This is a genomic window from Pseudomonas sp. S2_E01, assembly GCF_054668365.1.
In genome coordinates, this window is the sequence record NZ_CP162762.1 from 5,411,582 (window position 1) to 5,422,561 (window position 10,980).

12 protein-coding genes are annotated in these 10,980 nt (G+C 61.6%); 9 read left to right on the forward strand and 3 right to left on the reverse strand.

Going from position 1 to position 10,980, the window contains the following annotated elements; all coding sequences use genetic code 11:
* Nucleotides 1-38 precede the first annotated feature (38 nt).
* Genes rfbB through AB4O36_RS24960 form a run of 7 tightly spaced genes read left to right on the forward strand, consistent with a single transcriptional unit; the run spans nt 39 to nt 7,120 of the window.
* Nucleotides 39-1,121, forward strand: a complete 1,083-nt coding sequence (gene rfbB, locus AB4O36_RS24930; RefSeq protein ID WP_460140506.1) for a dTDP-glucose 4,6-dehydratase — start codon at nt 39-41, stop codon at nt 1,119-1,121.
* The gene (gene rfbA / locus AB4O36_RS24935; protein ID WP_460140507.1) at nt 1,118-1,993 is read left to right on the forward strand and encodes a glucose-1-phosphate thymidylyltransferase RfbA; all 876 of its coding nucleotides are present in this window, start codon (nt 1,118-1,120) and stop codon (nt 1,991-1,993) included. The genes rfbB and rfbA overlap by 4 nt, the downstream gene beginning before the upstream one ends.
* The gene (rfbC, locus tag AB4O36_RS24940) at nt 1,990-2,535 is read left to right on the forward strand and encodes a dTDP-4-dehydrorhamnose 3,5-epimerase (protein WP_460140508.1); all 546 of its coding nucleotides are present in this window, start codon (nt 1,990-1,992) and stop codon (nt 2,533-2,535) included. The genes rfbA and rfbC overlap by 4 nt, the downstream gene beginning before the upstream one ends.
* The gene (gene rfbD / locus AB4O36_RS24945; RefSeq protein WP_460140509.1) at nt 2,532-3,401 is read left to right on the forward strand and encodes a dTDP-4-dehydrorhamnose reductase; all 870 of its coding nucleotides are present in this window, start codon (nt 2,532-2,534) and stop codon (nt 3,399-3,401) included. The genes rfbC and rfbD overlap by 4 nt, the downstream gene beginning before the upstream one ends.
* Before the next feature lie 35 nt (nt 3,402-3,436).
* Complete coding sequence (locus AB4O36_RS24950) at nt 3,437-5,245, forward strand: sensor histidine kinase (protein WP_460140510.1); 1,809 nt, start codon at nt 3,437-3,439, stop codon at nt 5,243-5,245.
* Nucleotides 5,242-6,636 (forward strand): sigma-54-dependent transcriptional regulator, encoded by a 1,395-nt coding sequence (locus AB4O36_RS24955; protein WP_460140511.1) that lies wholly within the window; start codon nt 5,242-5,244, stop codon nt 6,634-6,636. Before AB4O36_RS24950 ends, AB4O36_RS24955 begins: the two co-directional genes overlap by 4 nt.
* Before the next feature lie 28 nt (nt 6,637-6,664).
* Nucleotides 6,665-7,120 carry a thioesterase domain-containing protein gene (locus AB4O36_RS24960; protein WP_460140512.1) on the forward strand — a complete coding sequence of 152 codons (456 nt, stop codon included), beginning with the start codon at nt 6,665-6,667 and terminating at the stop codon, nt 7,118-7,120.
* Between the two features lie 110 nt (nt 7,121-7,230).
* Here AB4O36_RS24960 and cysQ read toward each other — a convergent pair whose 3' ends face one another.
* Both cysQ and nudE read right to left on the reverse strand, forming a co-directional pair.
* Complete coding sequence (cysQ, locus tag AB4O36_RS24965) at nt 7,231-8,058, reverse strand: 3'(2'),5'-bisphosphate nucleotidase CysQ (protein ID WP_460140513.1); 828 nt, start codon at nt 8,056-8,058, stop codon at nt 7,231-7,233.
* Nucleotides 8,055-8,621 carry an ADP compounds hydrolase NudE gene (gene nudE / locus AB4O36_RS24970; RefSeq protein WP_460140514.1) on the reverse strand — a complete coding sequence of 189 codons (567 nt, stop codon included), beginning with the start codon at nt 8,619-8,621 and terminating at the stop codon, nt 8,055-8,057. Before nudE ends, cysQ begins: the two co-directional genes overlap by 4 nt.
* A gap of 90 nt (nt 8,622-8,711) precedes the next feature.
* Here nudE and yrfG point away from each other — a divergent pair, with 90 nt between their 5' ends.
* Entirely contained in the window at nt 8,712-9,374 is a 663-nt protein-coding gene (gene yrfG, locus AB4O36_RS24975) for a GMP/IMP nucleotidase (RefSeq protein ID WP_460119049.1), read from the forward strand.
* A gap of 93 nt (nt 9,375-9,467) precedes the next feature.
* Here yrfG and lysM read toward each other — a convergent pair whose 3' ends face one another.
* Nucleotides 9,468-9,917: a peptidoglycan-binding protein LysM gene (lysM, locus tag AB4O36_RS24980; RefSeq protein WP_460140515.1), complete on the reverse strand. Its 450-nt coding sequence runs from the start codon at nt 9,915-9,917 to the stop codon at nt 9,468-9,470.
* 137 nt (nt 9,918-10,054) lie between these two features.
* On the opposite strand from lysM, the gene AB4O36_RS24985 reads away from it, so the two are divergent.
* Nucleotides 10,055-10,942 carry a LysR family transcriptional regulator gene (locus tag AB4O36_RS24985; protein ID WP_460119052.1) on the forward strand — a complete coding sequence of 296 codons (888 nt, stop codon included), beginning with the start codon at nt 10,055-10,057 and terminating at the stop codon, nt 10,940-10,942.
* Nucleotides 10,943-10,980: the final 38 nt, after the last annotated feature.

A 10,980-nucleotide genomic window follows, 5' to 3' on the forward strand; every position in this document is an offset into this window, starting at 1 on the left:
ATGTGCTTCAACGCTCTTACAGATAAAGGCTGGCCTACATGCGTATTCTCATCACCGGCGGTGCCGGTTTCATTGGCTCTGCCCTGGTTCGACACCTCATTCGTAACACCGAGCACGAAGTGCTCAATCTCGACAAATTGACTTACGCCGGTAACCTGGAATCGCTCACCAGCATCGCCACCGACACTCGCTACGAATTCGTCCAGGCGGACATCTGCGATCAGCCGACCGTGAGCGCGGTGCTGGCACGCTTCCAGCCGCATGCGATCATGCACCTGGCAGCCGAATCTCACGTCGACCGCTCCATCGACGGCCCGTCGGATTTCATCCAGACCAACATCGTCGGCACCTACAGCCTGCTGGAAGCCACTCGCGCCTACTGGAACACGCTGGCCGAGCCTGAAAAAAGCGCCTTTCGCTTCCACCATATTTCCACCGATGAAGTGTACGGCGACCTGCACGGCGTCGATGACCTGTTCACCGAAACCACGCCTTACGCGCCAAGCTCGCCGTATTCCGCCAGCAAGGCAGCGTCCGACCATCTGGTCCGCGCCTGGCAGCGCACCTATGGCCTGCCGGTTTTGTTGACCAACTGCTCGAACAACTACGGGCCGTTCCACTTCCCCGAAAAGCTGATCCCGCTGGTGATTCTCAACGCCCTGGCGGGCAAGCCACTGCCTGTCTATGGCAACGGCCTGCAGATTCGCGACTGGCTGTTTGTCGAAGACCACGCCCGTGCCCTGTTCAAGGTGGTAACCCAAGGCGTGGTTGGCGAGACCTACAACATCGGCGGCCACAACGAGCAGAAGAACATAGACGTGGTGCGCGGCATCTGTGCCCTGCTTGAAGAGCTGGCGCCGAAAAAACCCGAAGGCGTGGCGAACTTCGCCGATCTGATCACGTTCGTCCAGGATCGCCCGGGCCATGACGTGCGCTACGCCATCGATGCCGGCAAGATTGAACGCGAACTCGGCTGGGTGCCCGAAGAAACGTTCGAGACTGGCCTGCGCAAAACCGTCCAGTGGTACCTGGAAAACCTCGAGTGGTGCCGCCGCGTTCAGGACGGCAGCTACCAGGGCGAACGACTGGGCGCCTTCAATACCAAGGAGTTGATCGCATGATGAAGGGAATTGTGTTGGCCGGTGGTTCGGGCACGCGTTTGCACCCGATCACGCTGGGCGTGTCGAAACAACTGCTGCCGATCTACGACAAGCCGATGATCTACTACCCGATCTCGGTGCTGATGCTGGCCGGCATCAAGGAAATCCTGCTGATCTCCACCCCCCAGGATCTGCCGCAATACCGCAACCTGCTGGGTGACGGCAGCCAGTTCGGCGTGCATTTCAGCTACGCCGAGCAGCCCTCGCCCGATGGCCTCGCCCAAGCCTTCCTGATCGGCGAAGAGTTCATCGGCGATGATCCGGTGTGCCTGATCCTCGGCGATAACATTTTCCATGGCCAGCACTTCGGCGACCAATTGAAACAAGCCGTGAAGCGTGAATCCGGTGCCACAGTCTTCGGCTATTGGGTCAAGGATCCCGAGCGTTTCGGTGTGATCGATTTCGACGACGAGGGTCGTGCCCTCTCGATCGAGGAAAAGCCCAAGGCGCCGAAGTCCAGCTATGCGGTGACCGGCCTCTATTTCTACGACAACGATGTGATCGAGATCGCCAAGGCCGTGAAGCCGTCTCCTCGTGGTGAACTGGAAATCACCGACGTCAACAATGCGTACTTGCAACGCGGCGATCTACAGGTCGAGCGCTTCGGCCGCGGCTTCGCCTGGCTGGACACGGGCACCCATGACAGCCTGCTCGATGCCTCGCAATACGTGCAGACCATCGAGCACCGTCAAGGGCTGAAAGTCGCCTGTCTCGAAGAAATCGCCTACGAAAATGGCTGGATCAGCCGCGATTGCCTGCTGGCGCGCGCCAGCTATTTCGGCAAGACCGGGTACGGTCAGTACCTCTTCAAACTGGCTGAGGCGAGCAAATGAAGGTGATTGAAACCGCCCTGCCCGGCGTGTTGATCCTGGAGCCTAAGGTTTTCGGTGATGAGCGCGGTTTTTTTTACGAGAGTTTCAACGCCAAGGCATTCGAGGAAGCGACCGGGCTCAAGCGCCAGTTCGTTCAGGACAACCATTCGCGGTCGCTCAAAGGCGTGCTGCGTGGCCTGCACTACCAACTGGAAAACACTCAGGGCAAGCTGGTTCGGGTAACGGTCGGTGAAGTGCTCGACGTCGCGGTGGACGTCCGTCGCAGCTCACCGAATTTCGGCAGGTGGGAGGCGGTGCGCCTATCCGCGCAAAACGCCCGCCAGCTGTGGGTACCGGAAGGTTTTGCCCATGGGTTCGTGGTGCTGAGCGATGTTGCCGAGTTCCTGTACAAGACCACGGATTATTACAACCCGTCGGCCGAGCGTTGCCTCCGCTGGGACGACCCGACACTTGCCATCGACTGGCAGTTGACCGAAGCGCCGCAACTGTCAGCCAAAGACCAGCTCGGCAAAACCTTGCAGGAGGTCGACCTGTTTCCATGAGAATTCTTATCAGCGGTCAACATGGACAGGTTTCAACCGAGCTGCAACATCACTTGAAGACACTTGGCGAATTGGTAGTACTTGGGCGCACCGAGTTCGATCTGACCAATCCACAGCAATTGCGTCAGCAGGTACGCCGGGTTCGTCCCGACCTGATCATCAACGCCGCGGCTTACACTGCGGTCGATCAAGCTGAAAACGAGTCGCAGGTAGCGTTCGCCATCAACGCGACGGCGCCCGGCATTCTGGCCGAAGAAGCAGCGCAGCTGGGCATTGCGCTGATTCACTACTCCACCGATTACGTGTTCGACGGCAACAAAAGCACGCCTTACAACGAAGACGACGCGCCGAACCCGCTGGGCGTCTATGGCCAAAGTAAACTGGCTGGCGAACAGGCCATCACGGCGGTGCAAGGCCAGCACCTGATCTTGCGCACCAGTTGGGTCTACTCCAACCATGGCCGTAACTTCCTGCTGACCATGCAACGCCTGCTGCAGGAAAAACCGGAGCTGCGCGTGGTCGCCGACCAGATCGGCGCGCCGACCTGGGCCGGTACCATCGCCCAAAGCACCCGCGCCCTGATCGAACGCTGGCAGGCGGGACAATCCGGCGCCTGGGGCACCTATCACCTGAGCGCGCAGGGCGAAACGTCCTGGTTCGGTTTTGCCCAGGCCATTGGCGACGCTTTGCGCGCGCAGGGCAAGGCCTGCGCCAACCTGCTGCCGATTCCGTCCAGCGACTACCCGACCCCGGCCGCCCGACCGCTGAACTCGCGCCTGGACGGCCAGCGCCTGCAACGCGAGTGGGGCGTCAGCCAACCCGACTGGCAAACCGCGCTGCGCGAGTGTCTTGCCGCACAAGCCTAGGCATAATGCGCCTGTACCCACAGGCGCTTGAGCTCATGACTCCCACCGTTCCCCGCAGACCCCGCTGGCGTAGCCTGGCCCTGCTTGCGCTGTGCCTGGCGCCCTTGCTGTGGCCGCTGGAACATCTGGCCGAGCGCTACTACCGCAGCGAATTGGCCGGGCAGAACCGCCAGACCCTCGACCTGTACGTCGCCAACCTGCTGGGCACCCTGCACCGTTATGAAGTGCTGCCGCAGATCCTCGGCGACCTGCCCGCCCTGCGCGCGGACCTGATGGCACCGAATGACGGTGTCGTTCAAGGCAATGCCAACCGGCTGTTGAAAAACATCGCCCTGCAGACCGGTGCCGAAGTCATGTACCTGATGGACACCCAGGGCAATACGATCGCCGCGTCCAACTGGGACAAACATGACAGTTTTGTCGGGCGAAATTTCGCGTTCCGACCGTATTTCAGCGAGGCCATGGCCGGTCGTCTGGGGCGATTTTTCGGCTTGGGTACCACGTCCGCCAAGCGCGGGTACTTCTTCGCCGCCGCCGTACGTGATGGTGAAAAAGTCATTGGCGTGCTGGTGACCAAGGTCGACCTGGACCACACGGAAAGCCTATGGGGCAAAACCCCCGAGCAACTGCTGGTAACCGACCATAACGGCGTGGTCATCCTGACCTCGCGCTCGGAGTGGCGCTTTCGCGCGACTCGGCCATTGAGTGATGCCGAGCGCGCTGCAATCACTGCGATTCAACCCTACCCGACCCGCGAACCCAAGGCGTTGAGTCTAAGCCCAGAGGCCTGGTTGACCCAGACCCAGCAAATTGATGAAACCGGCTGGAGCGTCAGCATCCTTGCACCTCGCACGCTGATTGATCGCCCGGTACGCACGGTGGTCGCCATCGGTGGCGCCACGTTACTGGTGTTGATGCTGCTGCTGGGACTGATGATGCAACGTCGTCGGCATTATCTGGACCGGATCGCGTTCGAGGCCAAGGCCCGGCGCGAACTGGAAGGCCGTGTCGCCGAGCGTACCAGCGACCTCGAGGGCCTCAACCGCCGCCTGAAGCAGGAAGTGCTGGAGCGCGAGCAGGCGCAACAGGAGCTGGTGCGCGCCCAGGATGACCTGGTCCAGGCGGGCAAGCTGTCGGCACTGGGCACCATGTCAGCGAGCATCAGCCACGAGCTCAATCAACCGTTGGCGGCTATTCGCAGCTACGCGGAAAATGCCGAGGTGCTACTCGATCATCAACGTACCGAGGATGCGCGTGGCAATTTGAAGCTGATCAGCGAACTGACCGGGCGCATGGCTTCGATCATCGCCCATTTGCGCGCCTTTGCCCGCCGTGACCGTCACGCGCCGGAAAGCGTGGCGTTGCAACCGGCGCTGGATGATGCGCTGGCGCTGCTGGCCAAGCGCCGACGCAGCATGGAGGTCGAGCTGATTCGTGACCTGCCGGCAGCCACCCTGTGGGTCGAGGCCGGGGAAACCCGTTTGCGTCAGGTGCTCGGTAACCTGCTGGCCAACGCCCTCGACGCGCTGACGGAAAAGGGGCCGCCGCGTAAACTCTGGCTGAGTGCCCAATCCACGGCGGAGGGCGTCACCCTGACCATTCGCGACAACGGTCCGGGTTTCTGCATGGAGGCCCTGGGCCGCGCCAGCGAGCCCTTCTACACCACCAAGACGCGTACGCAAGGGTTGGGCCTGGGGCTGGCGATCTGTGAAACGCTGATGCTCGCCTTCGGTGGGGAACTGTTGTTCTCCAACCACAAGGAAGGCGGCGCACTGATTACCCTGAAACTGCGCGCAGGCGCACCGGGCGTGAGCCTGCAACCGTCCGAGGACCGAAGTGCATGACCATCGACAACCAACTGCAGGTCGTGTTGATCGACGATGATCCGCATCTGCGCCAGGCCCTGAGCCAGACCCTGGACCTGGCCGGCCTGAAAATCCTGTCGCTGGGCGAAGCCAAGGGCCTGGCCGGACAACTGGAGCGCGACTGGCCGGGGGTGGTGGTCAGCGACATCCGCATGCCGGGCATGGACGGCCTGGAGTTACTCAGTGAACTGCATGCACTCGACCCGGAGTTGCCAGTGCTGTTGATTACCGGCCACGGCGACGTACCGCTGGCGGTGCAAGCGATGCGAGCCGGAGCCTACGATTTTCTTGAAAAACCCTTTGCCAGCGACGCCTTGCTCGACAGCGTGCGCCGCGCACTGGCGTTGCGCCGCCTGGTGCTGGACAACCGCAGCCTGCGCCTGGCCCTGAGCGATCGTCATGAGCTCAGTGCCCGTCTGGTCGGGCAATCGGCGTCCATGCTGCGTTTGCGCGAACAAATCGGTGCACTGGCGGCGACCAAGGCCGACGTCCTGATCCTCGGCGAAACCGGTGCTGGCAAAGAAGTCGTGGCCCGGGCGCTGCACGATCTATCGGGTCGGCGTAACGGTCCGTTCGTGGCGATCAATGCCGGTGCCCTGGCGGAGTCTGTGGTGGAAAGCGAGCTGTTCGGCCACGAACCAGGCGCTTTCACCGGCGCGCAGAAACGCCGCATCGGCAAGTTCGAATTCGCCAACGGCGGGACGTTGTTCCTCGATGAAATTGAAAGCATGAGCCTGGACGTACAGGTGAAACTGCTGCGTTTGCTGCAAGAGCGAGTGGTGGAGCGCCTCGGTGGCAATCAGTTGATCCCGTTGGACATCCGCATCATCGCCGCGACCAAGGAAGACTTGCGCCAGTCCGCCGATCAGGGCCGCTTCCGGGCCGACTTGTACTACCGCCTCAACGTCGCGCCGCTGCGAATCCCGCCACTGCGCGAGCGCGGTGAAGATGCACTCGTACTGTTCCAGCACTTCGCCGACGAAGCCAGCGCCCGCCATGGCTTGCCGCCCCATGAATTGCAACCGGGGCAACGGGCGCTGTTGCTGCGCCACACGTGGCCTGGCAACGTGCGGGAACTGCAGAACGCCGCCGAGCGTTTCGCCCTGGGCCTGGAATTGGCGCTGGATAACCAACCGCCAGATGGTGCGCCCGGCACCCCTGTAGAGATGGTCAGTGGCGGCCTGAGCGAGCAGGTGGAGAACTTCGAGAAGTCATTGATTGCCGCCGAGCTGGCCCGCTCCCACAGCTCGGTACGCAGCCTGGCGGAAGCCCTGGGCATTCCGCGCAAGACCCTGCACGACAAACTGCGCAAACACGGTCTGAACTTCGCCGACAGTAGCCCGCAACATTCCACCGACGAACACGATTGAACCGCTCACGCCCAACAAGAGGCCCCGCATGAACCGCGACAGTCACGACCTGGAATCGGTCCTGCATCACGACATTCCCCTGACACAAGCCATGGGCATCAAGGTGCTCGATTGGCACGACCAGCAACTGCGCCTGCACTTGCCGCTGGAGGCCAACGTCAATCACAAGAGCACCATGTTCGGCGGCAGCCTGTATTGCGGTGCGGTACTGGCCGGTTGGGGCTGGCTGCATTTGCGCTTGCGCGAAGAAGGAATCGACGACGGGCACATCGTGATCCACGAAGGACAGATCAGCTATCCGCTGCCGGTAACCGGTGACGCCACGGCAATCTGCCAGGCGCCGAGTGCGGCGGTGTGGAAGAAATTCCTGGCGATGTACCAGCGTTATGGACGGGCGCGGCTGACGTTGCATTCGCGGGTCGTCAACGTGAACAGCGATGACGATGCCGTGACGTTTACCGGGCAGTACGTCCTGCACCGCTGATCGTGATTCATCACCTGAGGAGCGAGCTTGCTCGCGATGGCGGTGTGTCAGCTTGCACATGTGTCGGCTGACAGTCCGCCATCGCGAGCAAGCTCGCTCCTACAGGGGCCTTAGCTACGCGCCAGCGCCAGCAACGTTTCACGCCAGGCCGCCTGCGCCGGCAGCGCCAGGAAGAATTCATTGAGCAGTGACTCACGCGCTGGATAGCTGAAGGTCGCGCCATTCAAATCCAGCACTTCACCACCGGCACCTTCGAGAACACCCTGGGCTGCCGCCGTGTCCCACTGGGACGTCGGCGCCAGGCGCGGGTAACAATCCGCCGCGCCTTCGGCCAGCAGGCAGAATTTCAACGAGCTGCCAATGCTGGCCAATTCGAGATCACCCAGGCTGGCGCTCAATCCCGTCAGCAACCGTTCCTGCTCCGGGCTCGAGTGCCGACGGCTGGCGACCACGGTGAATGGCTGCCCGGGGGCCGGCGCATTACGGACCCGAATCGTTCGCGGCTCGGCACCTCGATCGCCGCGCCAGGCCCCGAGCCCCGCACCGCCGGCATAAAAGCGTCCATTGGTCGGCATCGACACCACCCCAAACACCACCCGGCCCTGCTCGATCAAGGCGATGTTGACGGTGAACTCTTCGCTGCCGGCAATGAATTCCTTGGTGCCATCCAATGGATCGACCAACCACCAGCGCTGCCAGCCGGCGCGCACGCTTTGGGAGATGTTGGCGTCCTCTTCGGAAAGCACCGGGATGCTCGGGTCGAGCGCCGTCAGCCCGGCCAGGATCAGGTGATGGGCGGCGAGGTCGGCCGCCGTGACCGGTGAATCATCGGCTTTGGCGGTCACCGCCGTACCGGTGCGCCAAAACGGCAGGATCGACTCTCCGGCCTGCAACGCGAGTTCCACCACGGGTGCCATCAATGGATGCGGGAACGTCATGGCAGGAACACTCCGCGCTGAGTCAGCAGGTCACGGGCCAGGTACAACGCCGCCAGGGCGCGACCCTCGGTGAATTTCGGGTTCTGCGCCAGCGCAGACAGCTCGCGAAGATTGATCGTCTCCACCCCCATCGGCTCAGGCTCGTCACCTTCCAGCCGTTCTTCATACAGATCCGTGGCCAACACCACCTGGATCTTCTGACTCATGTAACCGGGGGACAGCGATAACTCGGTCAGGTGTACCAATTGACGCGCGCCATAGCCAGCCTCTTCCTTGAGCTCGCGCTCCGCCGCCGCCAACACGTCTTCGCCCGGCTCGATCAAACCCTTGGGCAACGACAGCTCGTACGCATCGGTACCACCGCAATACTCTTCGACCAGCACGGCGTGCTCTGTATCGAGCATCGCCACGATCATCACTGCCCCATATCCAGCGCCCTTGCCCACCAACCGCTCATAAGTACGCTCCGCACCATTGGAAAAGCGCAGCTTGAGCTCTTCAACGCAGAACAGGCGGCTGGTGGCGACAATCTCGCGGGCGAGGACAGTGGGTTTCTGGCGCATGAAAAGCTCCTTGGCGTGAACGGGTTACTATACCCGGCCTATCCTGATTGTTGATCCCGGATATCTTTTTTACCGTTGGAGAAGTTTTTTATGTCACTGCTGCCGTGGCGCGACATCGACACCGTTCTGCTGGACATGGACGGCACGCTGTTGGACCTGCACTTCGACAACCACTTCTGGCTCGAACACCTGCCCCAGCGTTACGCCGACTTGCACGGCGTGAGTCGGGCCATGGCCGAAATGGAGTTACAACCGCTGTTCGAGCGCAATGCCGGGCAGTTGCAGTGGTATTGCCTGGACTTCTGGAGCGCCGAGCTGAAATTGCCGGTGCGCGAACTGAAACTGGAAACCGCACACCTGATCGCCCTGCGCCAGGACGCCGACACATTCCTGGCCGCCGTCAAGCACGCCGGCAAGCGTGTGGTGTTGATCACCAATGCGCACCGCGACTCGCTGTCATTGAAGCTGGAAAGAGTGGAACTGGCACCGTACTTCGAACGCCTGATCAGCTCCCACGACTATGGCTTCCCCAAGGAAAACCGGCAGTTCTGGGATGCCTTGCAGGCCGACATCGGGTTCGACCCTGCGCGTAGCCTGTTTATCGACGACACCTTGCCGATCCTGCGCAGCGCCCGGGATTATGGGGTGGCGCATTTGCTCGCGGTACGGGAGCCGGACAGCCGCAAGGGCCCCAAGGACACGGCCGAGTTTGCGGCGGTGGGGGATTATCGGGAGTTGATTGCCGGGCTTTGAGACCGAGGTGAACCCATCGCGGGCAAGCCCGCTCCTACAGGTACGGCGGTGCCCCTGTAGGAGCGGGCTTGCCCGCGATGGCGATCTTAGGGACTAATCAGGAATCCGCAACGACTGCCCCGGATAAATCTTGTTCACATCCTTGAGCATCGGCTTGTTGGCCTCGAAAATCTTCTGATACTTGTTGGCATCGCCATACACCCGCAACGAAATAGCGCTCAGGGTATCGCCCCTCTGTACCACCACGAACTTCGAGGCAACGACGACCGGCCCGGTTACCGTGATCTGGTCTTCAACACCACTGATACCTGCCACATTGCCCAGCGCCAGGAGAATTTTTTCCTTCTCTTCCTGACTGCTCGCCTCGCCCGTGGCGATGACCTTCTCGCCTTCGACCTTCACCTGAATTTTCGACGTGTCGATCCCCGTCAGTGCATCCTTCACATGTTTGGTCAGTGCCTCGCTGTTGGCTTCGGCCTTGTCCGGCGTCAGCGCATCGAGGATTTTTTCACCCGCTTCTCTCAGAAAACTGAACAGACTCATTGTGCGCTCTCCTTGGAATGTATGTGTCCAGACGTAAAAGCCTAGTCCAGCTTTGCCAAAGAAGGATCCAAACCGACCAATGACGCCACTTGTCCCCAGGCGCTAGAATCCCGGTCTACCCGCGCCCTGGAACGAAGATGGACATCAAGCAGCTGAAATTCCTCATCGCCCTCGACGAAACCCGGCACTTCGGCCAGGCCGCCGCGCGTTGCCACATCACCCAGCCGACCCTGTCCATGCGCCTGCGCAGCCTTGAGGAAGAGCTGGATCTGCCACTGGTCAAGCGTGGTCAGCGCTTTGAAGGATTCACCGCGCCGGGCGAACGGGTACTGGCCTGGGCGCGCACCGTACTGGCGGCGTGCGATGGCTTGCAAGCCGAGGCCGCAGCCTGTCGTGGCAACCTGGTGGGTACGTTGCGCCTGGGCGTGGTGCCGTTGTCGAGTTTCGATCCGCTGCCGCTGATGCAACGCCTGCACACCCAGCACCCGAACCTGCGCTTCGAACTGTCGTCGTTGAGTTCCGAGCAGATCCTCGAACAACTGGCGAACAATCGCCTGGACCTCGGCGTGTCCTACCTGGAGCGCCTGGACGCCGAGCGTTTCGATTCACTGGCCTTCAGCGAAACCCGAATGGGGCTGCTCTACGATCAACGCTTCTTCAGCTTCGGCGAAGCGCCGCTAAGCTGGGAGTCGCTGATCGAATTGCCGCTGGGCATGCTCACCAGCGGCATGCATTTTCGCCAGTCCATCGATCACAACTTCCACAGTCGCGGCCTCAGCCCCCAGCCGCTGTTGCAGACCGATGCGGTGCATCAGTTGCTGCAGGCTGTTCACGGTGGCTTGTGCTGCGCGGTGATGCCGCTGGAAGGCGGCCTGGAAAACCTGACCGACCACTTGCGCCTGCAGCCGATTGAAAACGCGCAAACCCTCAGCCGGCTGGGGCTGATCATGCGCCGCAGCGCACCGCGCTCGGCGCTGGCGGAAGCCTGTTTCGCGCTGTATCAGAAATCACCGACCGACTCTTGATCGACGTCATCTATCGGCAGATCAGTAATAGCAATTAG

What these genes read in the sequence shown, in the direction of transcription:
- rfbB (WP_460140506.1), top strand. Translation starts at nt 39, where the DNA reads ATGCGTATTCTCATCACCGGCGGTGCCGGTTTCATTGGCTCTGCCCTG.
- rfbA (WP_460140507.1), top strand. Translation starts at nt 1,118, where the DNA reads ATGATGAAGGGAATTGTGTTGGCCGGTGGTTCGGGCACGCGTTTGCAC.
- rfbC (WP_460140508.1), top strand. Translation starts at nt 1,990, where the DNA reads ATGAAGGTGATTGAAACCGCCCTGCCCGGCGTGTTGATCCTGGAGCCT.
- rfbD (WP_460140509.1), top strand. Translation starts at nt 2,532, where the DNA reads ATGAGAATTCTTATCAGCGGTCAACATGGACAGGTTTCAACCGAGCTG.
- AB4O36_RS24950 (WP_460140510.1), top strand. Translation starts at nt 3,437, where the DNA reads ATGACTCCCACCGTTCCCCGCAGACCCCGCTGGCGTAGCCTGGCCCTG.
- AB4O36_RS24955 (WP_460140511.1), top strand. Translation starts at nt 5,242, where the DNA reads ATGACCATCGACAACCAACTGCAGGTCGTGTTGATCGACGATGATCCG.
- AB4O36_RS24960 (WP_460140512.1), top strand. Translation starts at nt 6,665, where the DNA reads ATGAACCGCGACAGTCACGACCTGGAATCGGTCCTGCATCACGACATT.
- cysQ (WP_460140513.1), bottom strand. Translation starts at nt 8,058, where the DNA reads ATGACGTTCCCGCATCCATTGATGGCACCCGTGGTGGAACTCGCGTTG.
- nudE (WP_460140514.1), bottom strand. Translation starts at nt 8,621, where the DNA reads ATGCGCCAGAAACCCACTGTCCTCGCCCGCGAGATTGTCGCCACCAGC.
- yrfG (WP_460119049.1), top strand. Translation starts at nt 8,712, where the DNA reads ATGTCACTGCTGCCGTGGCGCGACATCGACACCGTTCTGCTGGACATG.
- lysM (WP_460140515.1), bottom strand. Translation starts at nt 9,917, where the DNA reads ATGAGTCTGTTCAGTTTTCTGAGAGAAGCGGGTGAAAAAATCCTCGAT.
- AB4O36_RS24985 (WP_460119052.1), top strand. Translation starts at nt 10,055, where the DNA reads ATGGACATCAAGCAGCTGAAATTCCTCATCGCCCTCGACGAAACCCGG.